Origin of the sequence: Brevibacillus antibioticus, from assembly GCF_005217615.1 — a bacterium.
In the GTDB taxonomy this organism is placed as follows: domain Bacteria; phylum Bacillota; class Bacilli; order Brevibacillales; family Brevibacillaceae; genus Brevibacillus; species Brevibacillus antibioticus.
In genome coordinates, this window is the sequence record NZ_SZNK01000001.1 from 5,841,003 (window position 1) to 5,860,205 (window position 19,203).

Below are 19,203 nucleotides of genomic sequence, written 5' to 3' on the forward strand. Positions count from 1 at the left end.
CTGTTTACTTTTTCTCCAGAATAGCAAAGTAATTTTCTTCATCGTCTGCGAAGTTAAAGACACGGCCCGAAGGCATTGTAACAATGTCTCCAACCTTCACATTTTTATTCATAAGGTTGTTACGCAATTCCTCGATATTTTCCGAAAAGAACAGGAGCGAAGGAGTGCCAAGATTCATTCCGGGCGACATTTTCGCAACGAATTCCTTATTGTGCAGAACGATGCTTGTTTCAGCACCTTGTGCGGGAGCAATTTCAATCCATCTCATCTCCCCGTTCTTCTCTTCTGAAACCACACGAAATCCTAGTTTTTCGGTCCAAAAGTTCACTGCTTGATCCTGGTTATTGACATACAACATGATTTGACCGACTTTGCTAATCATCATAGACATGTTCCACTCCCTACATGGTAGTTAAAAACCCGACGCTCCTAATCCTTTCCATCCCGACGGTATCTGATACACGATGCCAACGGACGTGGTCTAGCTTGTCTTCATCATAGCATGAATAATCAGATAGGATTTCTTTTCAATTGCGCATTTAAGAAAAAGGAATTGCATTTCGTAAAAGAGGAGCATATACTCACAATTAAAAGTGAGTAATCACTCGCTAATCAAAAAAGTCATCTTTAGCCTGGTTCTGTGGGTTCTTGTTTTAAATCAAAAAGAAAGTGATTACTCACTCTATTATGAAGGTGGGGGGAAGCGTTTATGAAACCAGTTGTTCGCTCCATATGTATCGGGGGACTGTTACTGGCATTGTCGGGCTGCAATTGGACATCGGAAAATCATTCGACTCTGTCCGGCACAATCGAGGCCATTGAGCTGCCGATCGTAGCGGAAGTAGGCGGATTGGTGACAAATGTTACGGCAGAAGAGGGAGATCCAATAAAAAAAGGACAAGTGCTGGCCCAAATCGATAAACGAAGCTACCAAATGACTGTGGCAGAAGCACAGGCAGCATTGGACCAAGCAACAGCCAAATTAGAAGAGGCGAGAGCGGGTTCACGTGACACGACAATCCAAAGAAGCTTGGCCAACGTCCAGCAAGCAAATGCGAATATCCAACTGGCCCAAGCGAGAAAAAATCAGGCAGAAGCAGGAAAGGCACGTGCTGCTGAGCAGATGGCGCAGGCAGAATTGCAATGGCAGGGGGCGCAGCAGACCCTTTTGTATCAACAAAAACGACTCGAGGAAGCAACAGCGCTCTTCGAAAAAGGAGCGATCTCTGCCAAAGACCTCGACACGCAAAAAGAAGCAGTGAATCAGGCGAAAACGCAGGCAGATCAATGGGCGGCACAAGTAGCGCAGACACAGGCACAGTACCATTCTGCACAAGAAGACATCGCCGCTACTGTGGCCCAAATCGGTACAGCACAAGCCGCGCAAGCTGGAGCGCAGGCGGATCTCGATCAGGTGAAGGAAGGGAGTACCGATTACGCGATTCGGGCACTGCTTGCCAGCCAGCAGCAGGCGAGGGCGAAACTGGATCAAGCCTTATTGCAGTTGGAAAAGTCCAAGATTACAGCAACAGACGATGGTACTCTCTTGCGCTCCTCTATCGAACAGGGGGAAGTAGCCAAAACAGGTACCACCTTGTTTACGATGATGAAGTCAGACCAGCTCGAGCTCGTCGTGTACATCCCGGAAGCACAATTGAATCGGGTGAAAAAGGGGCAAGAGGTTGGCATCAAGGTGGATGCCTATCCGGAAGAGACGTTTACGGGAACGATCAGTCGCATCTCGGAAAAAGCAGAATTCACGCCGAAGAATGTACAAACATCTGATGAGCGCACCAAGCTTGTGTTCGCTGTTACGATACACATCACGGATGGACTCGACAAAATCAAACCAGGTATGCCTGCCGATGTGCTGCTGGCAGACGAGGAGGGAGGTCAATGAACGCCGCTATCCAATGCGAGCATTTGACGAAGCGTTTTGGAGATCGAGTAGCTGTGAACAGCTTGACGCTGACAGTTCCGCGAGGTTCGATTTACGGTTTTTTGGGTCCGAATGGCTCAGGGAAATCGACCACAATCCGGATGCTTTGTGGTTTGCTAACCCCGACGACGGGAAAGGGGACGGTTCTTGGCTTCGATGTCATGACACAGAGCGAGGAAATTAAGCAGCGGATCGGATATATGTCGCAAAAGTTCAGCCTGTATGAAGATTTGACAGTGGAAGAGAATCTCGATTTTTATGCCGGAGTATATCAATTAAACAGTGCAGAACGTAAGCAGCGGAAGGCGGAACTGATTGAGATGGCAGGCCTGACAGGCAGGGAAAAGCAGCTTGCCGGTTCGCTGTCAGGGGGATGGAAGCAACGCCTCGCGCTCTCCTGCGCTCTTTTGCACAAGCCGGAGCTGTTGATTTTGGACGAACCGACAGCAGGAGTCGATCCTGTTTCCCGCCGGATTTTTTGGGACGTGATTCATGAGCTGGCGAGACAGGGGATCACCGTGCTGGTGACCACACATTACATGGATGAGGCGCAGACTTGCGATTGGATCGGCTTTATCTTTTTCGGCAATCTGCTGGCGGAAGGCACTCCACAAGTGCTGATTGATCGTATGGGAGTAGGCAATTTGGAGGATGTCTTCATCGATCTGGTTAGGCGGGAGGAAGCCAGACAGGCGGCGGAGGAGGGAGTCCAATGAGGCATTTTGTCTGGGAGCGTTACTGGTCTGTTGTGAAGAAGGAAGTCATCCAAATCAAACGGGACCGTCCCAGTCTAGCGATTGCACTGGTCATGCCGCTGATGCTGTTGTTTTTGTTCGGATATGCTGTCAATACAGACGTGAATGACATCCAGATGGCCGTCTGGAATCAAAGCCCTTCTGCTGCCAGTCGAGAGCTGGTAGATCAATTCGTCCATACGCATGTATTCGAAGTGGCAGCCCATGTAAATAGCTACAAGGAGATCGAAGCCATGTTAGACGATGGCTCCGTAAATGTAGGGCTCATTATCGGACCTGACTACACCCGCAAGCGTGATCGCAACGAACCGGTAGACGTGCAAATGCTCATTAATGGCTCCGATCCGAATATCGCCCGCACTGCGACCTCTCAAGCGCAGTTGATCGTCCAGCACAAAGCGATCACGTTGCAGGAAATGAAGCTGCAAAAACAAGGCTTGGGGGAGCTGGAACAGCCACTCGGCTTGGATACACGCGTGCTGTTTAACCCCAATATGGAGAGTATCGTCTTCAATATTCCCGGCTTGATCGGCTTGATTATGCAAAACGTCACGATGATTCTGACGGCGTTTTCCCTCGTACGAGAGAAGGAGCGGGGAACGATGGAACAGTTAATCGTGACGCCGATACGCCCATTGGAGCTGATGCTCGGAAAAATTACCCCCTATGTAGGTGTAGGTCTCTTCTCGTTTTGTCTGGTCCTATTGGTTGGAACGTATTGGTTCGGAGTCCCGGTCAAAGGCAGCATTTCGCTTTTGGTGACTTTGTCTGTCTTGTTTTTGGTGACGACGCTTCTCTTGGGCATTTTCATTTCTACGGTGGCAAAGACCCAGCTTCAAGCAATGCAAATGGCATTCGCCTTTATCCTGCCTAGCGTGCTTCTCTCCGGCTTTATGTTCCCGCGCGATTCGATGCCGCTCGTGATACAATGGGTAGGCGGGCTCGTCCCGTTGACCTATTTTCTGGAAATCCTGCGGGGAATTTTCTTAAAGGGCGTGGGCATCGATGCGCTCTGGAAGGATGTCGTCGGAATGAGCGGCTTTTGTCTCTTGATCCTGACCGTCGCTATCCTGCGATTCCGCAAGAAGATCGAATAAGAGGAGCGTAATGGGTGATGAACAAGCCGCCAACATTTGTAGAAGGCCTGTTGCAATATGTAGAAGAGTTGAAAGATGAGAGTGAGATGACGGAGAAGCAGCGCAATATTTTGCGTGCATCAGTGAAGTTGTTCGCTGAAAAAGGCTTCCATGCCAGCTCCACCTCTGAAATTGCCAAAGAAGCAGGAGTGGCAGAGGGAACGATTTTTCGCCACTATAAATCGAAAAAGGATATTTTACTTGCCGTCGTTGCACCTGTATTGGTCAAATTCGCGGCGCCGTTTATCTTGAAAGATGTCCGTGAGATCTTCAAAGAGCAGAATCATAAAACATTCTCTCAAATCGTGACAGAGCTGTACCGAAACCGGATCGATTTGGTGCTGGCGAATGAAAAGCATATTCGGATCTTGCTGCAAGAAGCTTTTTTCCATGACGAAATCAGGGAAGCACTGATCGCTACCGTTTTCACGGGTGTGAAGGAGATGGCAAACAAGCTGATCGAAGCAAAGGTAGAGGTCGGCGAATTGCGTCCGCTCCCGACACAGGCTGTCTTTCGGGCGATCCTGTCCTCGATGATCGGGCTCGTTTTGTTCCGGCAAGTTTTAGATACCGATGAATTTACGCAGTTCAGCGACGACGAGCAAATCGCCCTGACCGTAGATATTTTGCTTAACGGGATTGGAAATCACTCTATCTAAAATTTTTTATCGATAAGTGAACATTTTTCTCTCTATTTGGGTATAGAAATCCCTTCTGGGAATGGTATAATTGCAAACAACTTTTTGCTGTTTTTTGGAGGAGAGTAAACCATGCAATTGTTATCAGAGAGAGAATGGCTCGCGTATCGAGAGAAAAACAAAGATCGTGCACGCATGCTGATTTCTTGCCCGGATCGCGCGGGTATCGTCGCGGCGGTGTCGAACTTCTTGTTCCAACAAGGAGCAAACATCGTTCAATCTGACCAGTACACGACCGATCCGGAAACAGGCCGCTTCTTTATGCGCATTGAATTCGATCTCATCAATCTTGACGAGCGCTGCGAAGAGATCAAGCAAGCATTCAGCCCAGTAGCCGAGAGCTTTGGCATGGAATGGTCGCTGGTCGAAGCGAACAAGCGCAAAAAGGTTGCGTTGTTTGTTTCCAAAGAGGATCACTGTCTTTTGGAGCTCTTGTGGCGCTGGAAGTCCGGGGAGCTGTTCGCGGATATCGCGGTTGTCGTCAGCAACCATCCTGACATGCAGGAGACTGTCGAGTCCTTCGGTATTCCGTATCGTTGTATTCCAGTCACGAAGGATAACAAGCCGCAGGCAGAAGAAGAGCAGATTGCGGCAGCAGAGGGCGTCGATCTGATCGTGCTGGCTCGCTACATGCAGATTTTGTCCCCGCGCTTTTTGGAGGACTACGCGATGCGGATTATCAATATCCACCATTCCTTCCTCCCAGCCTTTGTCGGAGCGAAGCCTTACGAGCAGGCGTATCGCCGCGGCGTGAAGCTGATCGGAGCGACTGCGCATTACGTCACGGAAGAGCTGGATGCAGGACCGATTATCGAGCAAGACGTTCAACGTGTATCGCATCAGGAAGATGTCGAGACACTGAAGCAGCTGGGACGTCAGGTAGAGCGTACGGTGCTGGCACGTGCAGTTCGTTGGCATCTGGAGGATCGGGTGCTGGTGTACGGCAATAAGACAATTGTGTTTCCATAAGCATTGCATATAAAAAGAGGCCTTCCTTTTTGAGGAAGAGCCTCTTTTTTGCATTTTTTTCCATAAGAAGAGATTTTCCATTTTTTGATTCGTCATAGTAGGTGTACGACAAAAAGGCAAAAGCTGCGCAGCAACCTTTTTGGCTGGAGGGGAGCAACCACATGGAGGACGACAAAGAGATTATCGAGCAGGTGCTTCAAGGCAACAAAGAAGCATACGAGCAGATCATTCTCAAATATCAGGGTAGAGTACTTTCGCTGATTCATAAAATGCTTGGTTATCCGCAAGAGAAGCAGGATATCGTTCAAGAGATATTTATGAAGGCTTATTACCATTTACCTCAGTATAAGCCGCAACACAAATTCTCGTCCTGGCTCTATCGCATCACAGCGAATCACTGTCTGGACGAGATTCGCAGAAGGAAGCGAACGCCCTATGTCGGGGAAATGGATTTTGACGTGAGTGATCCTGCTACGCCAGAAACGGTCTATTTGGAAAAAGAGCAAAAGACGATTCTTCAGCAGCGGATGAAGAGCTTGGAGAGAAACTACCGGGTTGTTCTCGAAATGCGTTATCTCCAGTCCCTCACCTATGAAGAGATTGGTAAATCATTGGGCATACCGCTCAGTACTGTGCGAACACGTATTGCTCATGGGAAAAAGAAGCTTCGGAAGATCATTCAGCAATCGGGTAAAGGAGGGAAATAGTATCTATGGGATGTCTGAAAACGAAACAACTCATTGATTATTTGGAAGATCATCTGTCCAGTGTTGAGCGGCAAGAATTCGAAGCGCATCTGGAGAAGTGCCTTCACTGCCACGAGGCGTTAGACAGTTTTGTTGAAGATGTATATCGCATGGAAGTAGCTACGAAAGAAGAGCTACAGAAGGAGCGGATAGCCGGAACAATCATAGAGAAGCTACCTGATTATCCCCTTGGCATCCTGAAGCTAAAACCTCTGGAAGAAGCCCAGCTACAAATCGGATGGAAGAGAAGGGGGAACAATCTGATGAAAAAATCAGCATTGGCCGTAGCGAGTATCACCGCTGTAGTAGCGATAGGGATAGCAATATTACCTTTGTTTACTACGTATGTGAGCGGTCTGTATGCACATCAACTTGCAAATGAAAGCAAAGTTACGAGTCAAGGTATCTTTTCCACGATCAAAGGTTTGGACGCAGGTGTGAAGCAAGCGGCCAACAATGGATTTGCGCAACCGCTTAGTTTGTCTGCTATAGATCAGGGAATAGCACTGGAAATCAAAGAAGTTTTGGCTGATCCATTGCGGATCATGATTGCTGGTGTAGCGAAGGATAAAGAAGGGAAGTACCTCAAGGAAAAAATGCAAACTTGGGACGGCGAAATCACATTGAAGGACAAAGATGGTAAAATATTGAAACCCTTTTATTCGACAGATTTTAAGGGGGATTTACCAGCAAAGCAAGAGAGTTCCATACCGGAAAATTTAAATTGGTATACAGAAAGCCTTGATAACTACCAAATTTTCCAACGGGAGTTAAACAACTTTTTCAACGACGATCATCCACTGCCGGATGAAATTATCGTAGAATATAACGTTACTGAGATTAAGTGTCGTGAGAACGGAAAGATAACCAGAACGATCCAAGGAAACTGGAACTTTCAAATTCCTGTCGATATGAAAAAAGCAAAACAAGCCACGGAAACTGTCCATATCAATCAGCAATATACCAGCCCGCAGGGGACTGTTTTTGCTATCAAAGAAATGAAGTTCGCACCGAGCGGAACTGTACTTGTCATAGAGACAAATATCAAAGGCGGTTACGATCGGGATATGTACACCTTCCAGATTCTTGACGAAAAAGGAGCCGTTGTCGCAAGTTGGGAAGATGTGAGAGGGAGATATCCTGATGGCAATAACGGGTATACAATGGGAAAGAACGTCATAGCATTCGCGAGTGTCGTTCAATACAACACAAAAGACAAAACAACTTTTTTTTCGGTTTTCTCCCCCCTTGATCCAAATAAAAAATATACGTTGAAGCTTGGTGAAATCAACAAGTTGGAGAAAGCAAATTTTAAAACGCCAAAGCTCACTCTTGCAAGTCTAGTAGAGAAACCGGTAACAGTAGATCAAAATGGGAGTACCATTATGTTCGGTAAAGCGGAGTTGAAGAAGGATAAATTTGGGATTGATAGAATCGAGATAGACATCAAGGGTATGCTGGGAAAAGATATTGTAGAGGTTGAAGGCTGGGAAGCTGAAGACGAGCATGGAACAGAACGGAGTATAGATTACATTGGGGAAAAAAGTAAGGATAAAAATGGGAATGTCGTAATGGAGGGCAAACTTTCTATGAAAACTGCCGATTTTAAAATAAAACCTGGAAAATCAGTAGCAGCACCTCCAGACAAGGAAATTAAGGAACTGACGATTCAATACCTCTATGAGCGAAAAATTCAGCCTGATGTTAGCTGGGAAGTACCTTTACAAGCCAAAAAGTAAGAATGGGATTGTTGTAGAAAAGGGCGCGTCTCAATAGCCGAAATAATGGCTATGCGAGCGCCCTTTTTCATATATTCTCTCCTACACTCACGAAGACCTCTCACGCTTTACCAATTCCAGAAACTGAGCGACAACAGGCCGCTGCTCTGTCCCATCGTCACGCGTGCAGACATACAAGGGACGCTTGACCTCTACCCCTGGCACAGTTACACGCCCGACCTCCCCACGCTCTACCATATCCCTAACGGCCAGAGCAGGAGCCAACATCGTCCCATATCCCGCGCGAACGGATTGGATAGATTCGACCAGACCGTGATACTGAATACCGACCTGTGGACGTTTCACACCATGTTCGCGACAGAGGGCAAAAAGCCAATCGCGGGTAGAACTGCCTTGCTCCCGCAACAAAAAGGGTTCCTCTACGAGCTGCTCTATACGGATCTCTTTTCCTGCAAGAGGATGATGGGCGGGCAAAATAAACCAATAGGGTACATCCATCAAATGCTGCCGATTGATAGGCAGCACATCCCATGATTCCTTGAGAATAACGGCTACATCGACCTCACAGCTAAGAAGCAGTTCAATGGATTGCATGGAATTACGCGTGCGAATTTCCACATCGACTCCTTCATAATCACGCTTGTACTGAGCCAGCCACTGTGGCACGAGATAATGGGAGGGGAGATAGGTAGAGGCAATCCTTAGTCGTCCTTTCTTCCCTTGTTTGATTTCTGTCAGATGTGATTCGATTTCGCGTTCCCAGTCGTAAATACGGCGTGCTTTTTCAAAAAGAAAGCGCCCCTCATAGGTGAGAGAAATGCCGCGACCATCCGGGATGAGCAAGGTCATGTCCAATTCACTTTCGAGCTTGCGGATTTGGGCACTTACGGCAGGTTGGCTGATCGAGAGTGAGATTGCTGCTTCGGTGACACTGCCTCGTGACGCGACTTCTACGAAAATACGGAGAGCATGTAAGTTCATCCTGTACCTCGATTCATAACGTTTGTTTATGAGTGATAGATAAAGATGTATTAGAAATGATGAATCATTGCGCGTAAGGTATAACTCAGAAAGACGTAAAAACGAGTTGAGAGAAGGATCAGGAGATGAGAGAAATCAGTGGAAAGACACAAGTCGTAGCAGTCGCACTGGTGACAGCATTATGCATGATAGGAGATTCGATGCTGTACGTCGTGCTTCCTCTTTTCTGGAAAGAGGCGGGGTTAACATCGCTGTGGGAAGTGGGGGTATTGCTTGCGGTGAACCGTTTCATCCGTGTACCACTCGGCCCTCTTGTTGGAAAATGGTATGAGCGCTCGGGCGGACGCACGGGTTTGATTGTGGCAGTGGTGCTGGCTTTTCTGACGACACTTTCGTACAGCTTGGAAGGCTTTTGGCTGTGGCTTGTGATGCGATGCTTGTGGGGAGTGGCTTGGACATTTTTAAGATTAGGTGCGTTTTCCTTGATCGTGGGTGTTTCCAAAGGGCATAATCGCGGGCAGCTCATGGGCTTGTACAACGGACTGTATCGATTGGGCAGCCTTGGCGGCATGCTGGTCGGAGCGCTGCTGGCCTCTTGGTATGGGCTTTCTGTTGCCTCCATCGCACTTGCGGTGCCTTCCTTGTTAGCATTCATTCTTATTTTTCGCTATATACGGCCTTCCTTTACCAGTCAGCATCCGACAGACGTGAAGCAGATGGATACAGGAAAACGCTTGTGGAGTCAGACGCAGGTGCTGTTGACGCTGATGACGGGATTGCTCGTCACGATGGTGTACCAGGGGGTGTTTACCTCCACATTAAGTAGAGTGATCGAAGTACGCGAACCGCTCATCATGATGGGCGGAGTCGTGCTCGGGGCAGCGGTGATTGCAAGTGTCATCCAAGGCATTCGCTGGGGGTGGGAGCCGTGGGCTGCCCCATTGGTAGGCAAATTGTCGGACAGGTATGGCCGGACAAAACTATTCATCGGGACGTTGCTAGTCGCGTCCGTTCTGTTTGCCTCGTTGCAGGCAACGTCTTCGCTAGTGCTATGGTTTGCGATTTTATTCGGCATCCAGTCGACCGCGACGATTATTACGACCGTGATGGATACCCTTGCGGCAGATGAAGCTGCCAGACATGCCAACAGCCACGCGGTAATGACGCAATACTCAGTCACGAGTGATCTGGGCGCGGCGTTGGGGCCGCTCCTTGCTTTCTGGCTGGATGAACACGTAGGGCTGAGTCTGGTGTACATCGGAATAGCGATGATTTTGCTTCTGGTTGGTCTTGTATGGCTGTGGCGACCAAAGCTGGTCAAGATGGAAAGCGCTTCTTGATGGTTGTCATGACGTGAGCAATGGCTGCCTCCTTGTCCGGACCGTGCAACAGCATATGATTGGAATTCTCGTACCAAGAAATGTGCGGAGAAGCTGCTTCATCCACACTGGTCGCGAGTATTTGTGCACTCACAGCGTGCACAGTATCGTCTCGCCTTGCTTGTAGCAGGAAGTAAGGGGTGGTAATTTGAGGCAACAGCGTCTTCGTTTCTGCCAACAGCCTGCGAAATTGTAGCATGCTGCTAAAAGGGATTCTGCCGATGCCATGAATGTAGCGTTTGGAGTGGGTAGAGAAATCCTCACGCAAATAGTGCATCGCCTCTTTGACATCCCAATATTTATAAGGAGTGTTGATGGTAATCAGCAGGGCGACGGGGTATTTCGTCGTCAAGTGAAAGGCGAGCAGTCCCCCCATGGAAAATCCGATGACCACGATGGTGTCAGCGCGCATGACCAGTCGCTTGTAGCCTTCTTCTGCCGAGCGGAGCCAGTCGTGGCGGGTGCTTTTTGCCATGTGACGACGAGTAGTCCCATGACCCTCCAAGGTAGGGCATTCCACCTGATAGCCAGCCTCGCGGAGCTTTTTGGCGAGCGGGAGTATGTCGTTGATGTCTCCGGCAAATCCATGGATGAGTAAGCAACCGACTGTTCCTGACATGGAATCTCTTCCTCTCAGATACTGGGAAATTTGATGGATCATCCATATTATATACGAATAGGGGAGAAGAAGGCGACCGCACAAGTGTGCCCACACCAAGCAAAAAAAGGAAAGAAAAAGCGACTTCACGCAGCTGCGATGAAGTCGGCTATTTTACTAACGGGGTTCTATACCTGAAAAATAGGTTACAGCCCAATGGTTTTCAGTTCTGGAGAGATAAGGAGCGTAGGCTCTGTGCAGGCTTGGATATCTTCCGCTGTATAGCCTTCTGCCACTTCGACGAGGACGAGCCCGTCTGGTGTCACGTCCATGACAGCTCTGTCCGTAATGATACGGTTGACAACCTTCTTGCCGGTAAGTGGGAGGGCACATTCATTCAAGATTTTTGTCTCACCATGCTTGTTGACATGATCCATGATGACGACGATTTTTTTTGCGCCGTGGACGAGATCCATGGCACCGCCCATGCCCTTGACCATTTTTCCAGGAATCATCCAGTTTGCGAGATCACCCGCAGCCGAAACCTCCATCGCCCCTAAAATAGCGAGATCGATATGGCCGCCGCGAATCATTGCAAACGATTCAGCACTGGAGAAGTAGGCTGCACCTGGAATAGCCGTAACGGTTTCTTTTCCGGCGTTGATGAGATCAGGATCGAGATCTTCCTCCGTCGGGTAAGGGCCAATTCCGAGCAAGCCGTTTTCCGATTGCAGAACGACCGTTTTTCCTTCCGGGATGTAGTTGGCGACGAGCGTGGGCATTCCAATCCCCAAGTTTACGTAAAAGCCATCTTCTATTTCTCCGGCGGCACGAGTGGCGATTTGCTCACGTGTAAGTGACATCTGTGTTTTCCTCCCTTGAATGTAATCCGATTCTCTCTGTTGCTCTCTATGAGCGGACTGTGCGTCGTTCGATGCGTTTCTCGAACGAAGGTGCCTGTATCACACGTTGCACATAAACACTTGGTGTGTGGATATGCTCAGGGTCTAGTTCACCTGTTTCTACGATTTCTTCCACTTCGACGATGGTGATTTTTCCGGCTGTTGCCATCATCGGATTGAAGTTTTGGGCTGTTTTGCGGAAGACGAGATTGCCCATCTTGTCAGCTTTCCACGCCTTGATCAGTGCGAAATCGCCCGTGATGCCATACTCAAGCAGGTACTCTTTCCCTGCGAAATCACGCGTTTCCCGTCCTTCGGCGATAGGTGTGCCGACTCCAGCTGGGGTATAGAATGCTGGTATACCAGCTCCACCTGCACGAATTCTCTCCGCCAGCGTACCTTGTGGTGTCAACTCGACTTCGAGCTCACCCGACAAAAATTGACGTTCGAATTCCTTATTTTCTCCCACATAAGAGGAGACCATTTTTTTGATTTGCTTTTCGCGTAAAAGGAGACCGAGTCCCCAATCATCTACTCCACAGTTATTTGAGACGACAGTCAAGTTTTTCACTGCTTTGTCTCGCAGGGCGATAATCAGATTCTCCGGAATTCCTACCAATCCGAAGCCGCCCACTAATAAAGTGGCTCCATCGTGAATATCAGCCACGATGTCCGTGTAAGAAGTGTAAATTTTGGCCATGACGATCACTCCCACCATGAAAAAATAAAAGATTTGTGTAAGCGTTAACAATTAGGGCGATGCAATTGCCCCGTTTTCCTACCCTTCTATCATACTAGATACGAGTTACAAACAAGTGACGAGACATTTGGATTATAAAAAATAATGTAAAATGACAGAAAAGTAGTACAACTATGCCGTGTTTTTCTGTAAAATATATTTTGTCAATAATCGTCGATTCTTTGTCAGTATAGGAAGATTCAGGGGGAAATGTGGGGTTGCAGGAATGAAAAATACGAAAAAATGGATAAGTCTCACGGTTGTGGTCCTGCTGCTCGTGGGGTGCGAAAAGCTAAATGAGAATGTCTCAAGTCTGAAACGAACGAAAGAAGAAATGGTCATCAAGGTGAAAACGGTAAGTGCGTATACGGTGGGAAATAGTAAGGATGAGCGACTGATGCAAGTGTCAGGTGTAGTGGCACCGCGTCAGGAGCTGGCTTTATCGTTTGGTGCCTCAGGCAAAATTTCAGGCATTCTCGTTGAAAAAGGAGCCACTGTCAAGGCGGGGCAGACGTTGGCGACATTAGATGGAACGACCCTGCAGCAAGGAATTCACGCAGCCCAAGGACAGGTAGCAAGTGCTGCGATCAAACGGGAAAAGGCCGCCAAGGGACCGGAGAGTCATGAGGTGCAGACCAAGAAGCTACAGGTAGAAAAAGCGAGAGAACAGATGCAAAAAGCTCGCGACGAGCTCTCCAAAGCGGCGATTCTGTATGCGAATGGAGCCATCTCGAAAGATGAAAAAGACAAGCTGGCCTCGGCTCTGCGACAGGCCGAGCTGAGTCTGGAAGAAGAGCAAGTGGCGTACAACAACCTGCTGAAGGGCGCCGATCCACTGGATATCGAAGAAGCGAATGCAAGTGTCCAGCAGGCCAATGTTCAATTGAGCCGCGCGAAGCAGGAAGCGGCTGATGCGGTGATCAAAGCTCCGTTTACAGGTGTGGTAGCTGCGATCTCCAAGACAGCGTCGGAGCAAGCTGGACCTGGGACAGAGGTCATTCGAATGGTCGATACGAGCTCCTGGCTTGTCAAGCTGCAGGTAGAAAGGGAGCAAATCGCCCATTGGCAGGCAGGTAAAGTAGTAAAGGTGAAAGCTCCTGACGGCAGTGAAGCAGAAGGAAAAGTGACGTTTGTTTCACCTGTTATGGATACCAGCTTGGGGTCTTATCCAGTCGAGGTGACCGTAGACGGTAAGAATGTAGCGTGGAAGGGTGGCATGACGGTCACTTGTCAGTATCCGTTGCCAGCGTCAAATGTTGCGCTCGTTCCTGTTAGCAGCATTGGTGTCTCTGATGAAGAATATTACGTCATGAAAATCAATGAAAATTCCGTGGAAAAGACGTTTGTCAAAGTGGGAGCATTGCAAGGAACTTTCTATGAGGTAGTGGAAGGTCTCGTGCCTGGTGACCAGATTGTTGCTGCAGGCTTGTCGTATGTAGTGGATGGTGAGGCGGTGAAGGTGGCGGATGAATAACAAGACATTTCTAGCGATTGTCCCCTCCTTTGCCCGCATTCTGGCGGTCATTTGCTGTCTACTTGCGGTAGGCGCTTGGTTCGGGCTGGATATTAAGACGTTTCCGGATCGGTCTGTGCCTGAATATACAATCAGTCTCTCGGCACCCAAACTCTCTTCTGCGGAAGTAGACGAATCGGTCGCGAGAAAAGTAGAGGAATCGGTACGTTCACTAGGCAGTGTGCTTACGATTGCTTCCGAATCTCGGACGGGGTCGGCGGTTATTACTGTAAAAACATCGGAACAAATCGGTTCGAATTACAAGGAACGGTTGGAAAAGAAGCTGGGAGAGATCACGAAGCAGCTGCCAGTGCAGGAGTGGAGCGTCAGTCAAAGCAATCTGGCAGATAGCAAAATTGGCTTTTATGTCCTGTACGGCACGGACTTGCAGACCTTGTCTGACATTGCCCAAAATACCGTCTATGACAAATTGATCAATCTGCCAGGAATCGCTCGCATCGAAATGGACAAGCAAGCCTTGAAGGAGCAGGTAGATATCATTTTCCGACCGTCCATGCTACTCGCGTACGGGCTTACACCTTCTGATGTTTTGTCACAACTGCCGACAGATGTGGTTGGGGAAGAGGTAGGCTCGGTTGGAGCTGATAAGGATCGAACCAGGATTCAATGGACGAGTAAATCGGAAGGGCTGCAGGATCTGGGTAAGCACTTGATCTCCTCCGATAAAGGATACGTCCCATTACATACGTTGGCTGACATTCGTGACCGACGCGGGAGCAAAGGTGAAAAAATCGGGATGTATCGTGGCTCGCCTGCATTAGGTATCACGGTGTACGCAGCAGATGTCGGGCAATTGCCTGTAATCAGCAAGCAAGTAAAGGAAGCGGTTGCCGAGTTGAATCAGGCTTCAGGAGGAAAATACCGACTCGATTTGTTTCGTGATGACGCGCAAACAATCACCGCTGCATTAAGACAGCTTGGAATACTGGCTGTTCTAACCGCTGTCATCTGTTCGCTCTTTTTGTACCTGACCCGAAAACAATGGGCAGGGGCTGTACTCGCGCTTTTGGCAAACGTTCTTGCGGTCGGCAGTGTACTTGGAGGCATGTGGCTGTGGGGAATCCCATTGACGCTCTCCACGCTGGGACCACTCGTAATGTTTTCGCTCTTGTTCACAGGAGCAGGCTCTGCGTTGTTTCATTCGTTTTCAGGGCTGCCCTCGTACTCGTTTGTTCGTTGTTTACAAGTGGCCTGGGGGTTGCTGAAGCCGTTTTTGCTCACGGTTGTCGTAGTGGGAGCCTGTTGGACAGGTGTCGTTTTCACTGATTTCCTCAAGGCAGAAGATAAGGTTGTCTTGTACGATGCTTGGCCCGTTCTTTTGCTGGGGATGTTTGCTCTTATTCTCGTCTATGGATTTATCACGCCAGTCCTGACAGGTACGTGGCTGGAAGCTTCCGAACGAGCAGAGATGGAAACACCACGGGCCGCCAATAAAGTGACCAGTTATTTTCAAAATCGCTGGGAACGACTGGTGGAACAAGGGTATTTGCCTTATGGAATTACACTGGTTGCCTCGCTTGTCTTTGTCTTTTTGCTGAAGTCATTTATTCTTGTAGATCCGTACGCCAAGCTAGATTATGGCGACAAGTCGCTTTCTTTGCCAATGGTGCAGGGAAGTAGCATCGATGAAGCCATGCGGGCAGCACAAATAGCTGAGGAGCGTTTGCTCGCCATTGACGAAGTCCGAGATGTCTACACGATTGCTTCCGAAGAAAAACTGAGCTTTCAACTAAAACTCGTGGACAAATACGATTGGACCCAATCAGTCTCGGAGTTGGAAAAAGTACTGGACAAAGAGCTACGAGATATTCCGCAGACAGATCCGTTTGCGCTGGTCATTAATAAAGATAAGGCAACTCGTCTCGTCTTGACGATCATGGGGCCATCCTTGCAAACGACGCAGAACATTGCCAATGAAGTATTGGCATTCATGGAAAAACAGAGTGCGAAGGATAAAGAAGGGCGAGAACTTGTAACAGATGAACGAATCGGTGCAGGTGCAGAGGGGACCTTTATCAACATTCGTCCGAAACAAGAGATGCTGGCGCGCTACCGGATTACGCAAGAGGAGATCAAGAGACAACTGGAGAGCTATTTGGGAGAAAAAACAGCTGGCAGTGTCTATTGGAATGAACGTCAGGTACCGATCCACGTCCGATTCCCTGACGGGTGGATGGACTATCCGGATCAAGTGAAACATACTTTGATTCGAACATCACAAGGTAATGTACGACTATCTGAGCTGGTAGATTGGTCAATCGGCAGCGAGCCGCCCGTTTATCAACGGGAAGATGGACTGTATGTCTTCAAGGTAAGCAGTGCCGTCTCAGACCCAAGTCGAATTGAGCTGTGGTCTTACATCATTCCTTATTCTATGCAAGAAAAGGTGACGATCCCCGAAGGCTACACGGTATATAACGACGATGAGCTGGAGAAATTGGAGGAGAAAAAGCTCAACAAGGTTGATTGGAGCAGCCGATTCTTGACGATTGGCAGTCTGGTTGCCCTCGTACTCATCATGAGCTTGCTTTTGCAACGCAGAACGCGCGATGGATTATTTGCCCTCATTCTCTTGCCAGTCTTGTCTGGAGGCTTTGCGCTGGGATTGCTATGGTTGGATCGACCCATGAACGTTATGAGCTTCTACGGTATGGTTGCTGCCATTGCCGTCATCGTTTTGCAGGCACTTCTTGCGATGGATGAGCTGTACAAGGCCCAAGCCGAACAGGAGCGAATTTGGGACGGTATCAAGCTGGGGGCCAAACGCACCATGGTCAATCAAGCAGGGATATATTTGCCGATCGCGTTAGCCAGCCTTCCGCTAGCTGGGGGCTTGGGGAGTGGAAATGATTCGTTTGCGTCCTTTGCTGGCGTATTGTTGTTTGGCATTCTAATGGGGGCTTTTGCTACCCTGGCACTTCTCCCTGGTGTGCAGTATGCAGTTATGCAAAGACAGGCTGCCCATTCTGAGATGTCCTTGCCGATTCTCGCTCGTCATTTGCGGATTTGGTGGGAAAACAACCAAGTACGTCGTCGCGATTTCAAAGAAAGAAAACGGGAACAGGGCCGCTCACAAAAAACAGGGCAAGCCGAAGCCTCGAATCACGATTCCCGGGAGTATGTGCCTGTACAAGAGGACTTCCTGCCTCTTTCTTCTTCTACACATGACGCCAACCGCTAAAATAGGTTGGCGTTTTTCTTTTTCAATCGTTCACGTAGCTGTAACCGACTAACCCGGCATGCGTCATGGTAAGATAGGAAAGAGAATCGAAAGCAGGGGGTAACAAATACGTGCGTCGGTATCGAAAAGTATGGGATTACTTGCTTTTGATTGCCATTCTGCTCGGGTTGTTCATTTCTTCTTCACAGCCATACGCCAAGCAAGACATGCGGGGGACGATTGACAAGCTAGTGGATGAACAGAGCCTACAGAACCGGATAGGCGACATATCGATTCCTTACGGAGGTAAGGATGTGAGCCTGGAAGAAAAGGGAGCCGCTGGTTTTATAGAGTTCTTTTTACGGAAAGGGATACACTTTACTGTTTTTGCCCTCTTGGCTTTTAGCTGGTATCGTGTGTTTTCGCATCATCTCTCGTTTGGGCAAGCACTGCCCTGGAGCGCTTTTTGCAGTGTGATGACGGCTGTTTTGGATGAATGGCACCAGACGTTTACACCGGATCGAACCGGAATGGTGCAGGATGTTTTGCTCGATGCATCTGGATCTGTCACGATGTTGTTGATAATTGCTCTCAATTACCTGTATTCACGAAGGGCATATCGTTATAAAATGTAGGAAGCCTATCCATCCTATGGGAAGAGAAGGCTGTGATGAACGATTGGGGAGTGGATTAGATCGTGGTAGATAAAAAAAATGTCCTTGTACTGAACTGCGGAAGCTCTTCGGTGAAGTACAAGCTTTATGAAATGCCCTCCAAAACATTGATTGCGCATGATTATTTGGAGCAAATCCAGCGTGACCAATATGAAGATACTATTCGGGGAGTGTTTGAATCCCTCAAACCATATTCGATAGATATCGTTTCCCATCGTGTTGTCCACGGAGGGGAAGCATTTAAGCAGTCCGTTATTGTCAATGACCAAGTAAAAGAAGAAATTCGTAACCTGTCACGTTTCGCCCCGCTTCATAACCCTATTAACCTAGCCGGGATTGAAGTTGCTCAAAGTCTGCTTCCTGATTTAATTCACGTAGCTGTTTTTGATACAGCATTCCATCAAACAATGCCACCATCCTCGTATTTGTACGCACTGCCTTATGAATACTACGAGCAATACGGTATTCGCAAATACGGTTTCCATGGAACGTCTCATCGCTATGTAATGGGCCGTGCAGCAGAAATGATGGGGCGCCCGAAAGAGCAGCTTCGTCTGATTAGCTGCCACATCGGAAGCGGGGTAAGTATCACAGCGATCCGAAATGGTGAATCATATGATACGTCGATGGGTATGACACCGTTGGCTGGGTTGTCTATGGGTACGCGCAGCGGAAACATTGACCCAGGTATCATCCCGTATATTGAGGAAATTGAAAAGACCGACACGGCTGGCGCTATTAAGATTCTGAATAATAAGAGCGGTCTCATGGGCGTATCGGGTGTATCCAATGATTTGCGCGACGTTATGAAAAAAGCAGAAGAGGGACATCTTCGCAGCAAGCTCGCTCTGGAATTATTTACTACCATTCTACATAAGCATGTGGGACTGTACCTTGCTCGACTGAATGGTGTCGACGGTATTATCTTTACGGCAGGTGTTGGAGAAAATAGTGCTGCCGTGCGTGATTTGGTGTGCGCTGGTCTGGAATTTGCTGGGGTAAATCTGGATCGCGAGGTAAACCGTACCATAAAAGGGGAGGCATTCATCAGCACGAAGTACTCTCCGGTAAAAGTCATGGTAATCCCGACAAATGAAGAAATTGTAATGGCAATAGATGCATTTGAACTGGGGCATAACGAGCTTGGAGTATGTACCTAGAAAGAATAGGCTTTTCAGTATTGGAATTTCTCTGCTATACTAAGAGAATGAGGCTTCTGGTTTGAGGTTCTCACCATTTTTCTGAAAAAATAAA

At 48.4% G+C, this 19,203-nt stretch carries 17 protein-coding genes and 1 pseudogene; 13 read left to right on the forward strand and 5 right to left on the reverse strand.

Features of this window, described 5'->3' with window-relative positions; all coding sequences use genetic code 11:
- Nucleotides 1-4 precede the first annotated feature (4 nt).
- Complete coding sequence (locus tag E8L90_RS28045; RefSeq protein WP_208759488.1) at nt 5-382, reverse strand: VOC family protein; 378 nt, start codon at nt 380-382, stop codon at nt 5-7.
- A gap of 327 nt (nt 383-709) precedes the next feature.
- Here E8L90_RS28045 and E8L90_RS28050 point away from each other — a divergent pair, with 327 nt between their 5' ends.
- The 8 genes and pseudogenes from E8L90_RS28050 to E8L90_RS28080 all read left to right on the forward strand — a co-directional run bounded on the left by E8L90_RS28050 (nt 710) and on the right by E8L90_RS28080 (nt 7,982).
- Entirely contained in the window at nt 710-1,900 is a 1,191-nt protein-coding gene (locus tag E8L90_RS28050) for an HlyD family secretion protein (protein ID WP_137032667.1), read from the forward strand.
- Nucleotides 1,897-2,655: an ABC transporter ATP-binding protein gene (locus E8L90_RS28055; RefSeq protein ID WP_137032669.1), complete on the forward strand. Its 759-nt coding sequence runs from the start codon at nt 1,897-1,899 to the stop codon at nt 2,653-2,655. The genes E8L90_RS28050 and E8L90_RS28055 overlap by 4 nt, the downstream gene beginning before the upstream one ends.
- Nucleotides 2,652-3,791, forward strand: a complete 1,140-nt coding sequence (locus tag E8L90_RS28060; RefSeq protein WP_137032671.1) for an ABC transporter permease — start codon at nt 2,652-2,654, stop codon at nt 3,789-3,791. Before E8L90_RS28055 ends, E8L90_RS28060 begins: the two co-directional genes overlap by 4 nt.
- Before the next feature lie 17 nt (nt 3,792-3,808).
- Entirely contained in the window at nt 3,809-4,489 is a 681-nt protein-coding gene (locus E8L90_RS28065) for a TetR/AcrR family transcriptional regulator (protein WP_016742878.1), read from the forward strand.
- Nucleotides 4,490-4,600: 111 nt separating this feature from the next.
- Complete coding sequence (gene purU / locus E8L90_RS28070) at nt 4,601-5,497, forward strand: formyltetrahydrofolate deformylase (protein WP_015893190.1); 897 nt, start codon at nt 4,601-4,603, stop codon at nt 5,495-5,497.
- A 161-nt stretch (nt 5,498-5,658) separates the two neighbouring features.
- Nucleotides 5,659-6,204, forward strand: a complete 546-nt coding sequence (locus E8L90_RS28075) for an RNA polymerase sigma factor (protein WP_137033642.1) — start codon at nt 5,659-5,661, stop codon at nt 6,202-6,204.
- Between the two features lie 5 nt (nt 6,205-6,209).
- Nucleotides 6,210-6,305: pseudogene (locus E8L90_RS31455) on the forward strand (zf-HC2 domain-containing protein); the annotation flags it as partial.
- A 48-nt stretch (nt 6,306-6,353) separates the two neighbouring features.
- Nucleotides 6,354-7,982 carry a DUF4179 domain-containing protein gene (locus E8L90_RS28080; RefSeq protein WP_162309124.1) on the forward strand — a complete coding sequence of 543 codons (1,629 nt, stop codon included), beginning with the start codon at nt 6,354-6,356 and terminating at the stop codon, nt 7,980-7,982.
- 87 nt (nt 7,983-8,069) lie between these two features.
- Here the strand turns inward: E8L90_RS28080 and E8L90_RS28085 are convergent, their stop codons facing one another.
- On the reverse strand, nt 8,070-8,963 hold the full coding sequence (locus tag E8L90_RS28085; protein WP_137032675.1) for a LysR family transcriptional regulator: 894 nt from the start codon (nt 8,961-8,963) through the stop codon (nt 8,070-8,072).
- A 125-nt stretch (nt 8,964-9,088) separates the two neighbouring features.
- Between E8L90_RS28085 and E8L90_RS28090 the strand changes: the two genes are divergently transcribed.
- Nucleotides 9,089-10,303, forward strand: a complete 1,215-nt coding sequence (locus E8L90_RS28090) for an MFS transporter (protein WP_137032677.1) — start codon at nt 9,089-9,091, stop codon at nt 10,301-10,303.
- On the opposite strand, the gene E8L90_RS28095 is transcribed toward E8L90_RS28090, so the two are convergent.
- From E8L90_RS28095 to E8L90_RS28105, 3 genes are all read right to left on the reverse strand, one after another.
- Nucleotides 10,281-10,961, reverse strand: coding sequence for an alpha/beta hydrolase (locus tag E8L90_RS28095; RefSeq protein ID WP_167497626.1), 681 nt, complete (start codon nt 10,959-10,961; stop codon nt 10,281-10,283). The genes E8L90_RS28090 and E8L90_RS28095 overlap by 23 nt on opposite strands.
- Before the next feature lie 185 nt (nt 10,962-11,146).
- Nucleotides 11,147-11,803, reverse strand: a complete 657-nt coding sequence (locus E8L90_RS28100) for a CoA transferase subunit B (protein WP_137032678.1) — start codon at nt 11,801-11,803, stop codon at nt 11,147-11,149.
- 46 nt (nt 11,804-11,849) lie between these two features.
- On the reverse strand, nt 11,850-12,542 hold the full coding sequence (locus E8L90_RS28105) for a CoA transferase subunit A (RefSeq protein WP_137032680.1): 693 nt from the start codon (nt 12,540-12,542) through the stop codon (nt 11,850-11,852).
- 265 nt (nt 12,543-12,807) lie between these two features.
- On the opposite strand from E8L90_RS28105, the gene E8L90_RS28110 reads away from it, so the two are divergent.
- The 4 genes from E8L90_RS28110 to E8L90_RS28125 all read left to right on the forward strand — a co-directional run bounded on the left by E8L90_RS28110 (nt 12,808) and on the right by E8L90_RS28125 (nt 19,109).
- On the forward strand, nt 12,808-14,055 hold the full coding sequence (locus tag E8L90_RS28110) for an efflux RND transporter periplasmic adaptor subunit (protein ID WP_137032682.1): 1,248 nt from the start codon (nt 12,808-12,810) through the stop codon (nt 14,053-14,055).
- On the forward strand, nt 14,048-17,296 hold the full coding sequence (locus E8L90_RS28115) for an efflux RND transporter permease subunit (protein ID WP_137032684.1): 3,249 nt from the start codon (nt 14,048-14,050) through the stop codon (nt 17,294-17,296). Before E8L90_RS28110 ends, E8L90_RS28115 begins: the two co-directional genes overlap by 8 nt.
- A gap of 110 nt (nt 17,297-17,406) precedes the next feature.
- Nucleotides 17,407-17,910, forward strand: coding sequence for a VanZ family protein (locus tag E8L90_RS28120; RefSeq protein ID WP_137032686.1), 504 nt, complete (start codon nt 17,407-17,409; stop codon nt 17,908-17,910).
- A gap of 62 nt (nt 17,911-17,972) precedes the next feature.
- Nucleotides 17,973-19,109 carry an acetate/propionate family kinase gene (locus E8L90_RS28125; protein WP_137032688.1) on the forward strand — a complete coding sequence of 379 codons (1,137 nt, stop codon included), beginning with the start codon at nt 17,973-17,975 and terminating at the stop codon, nt 19,107-19,109.
- Nucleotides 19,110-19,203: the final 94 nt, after the last annotated feature.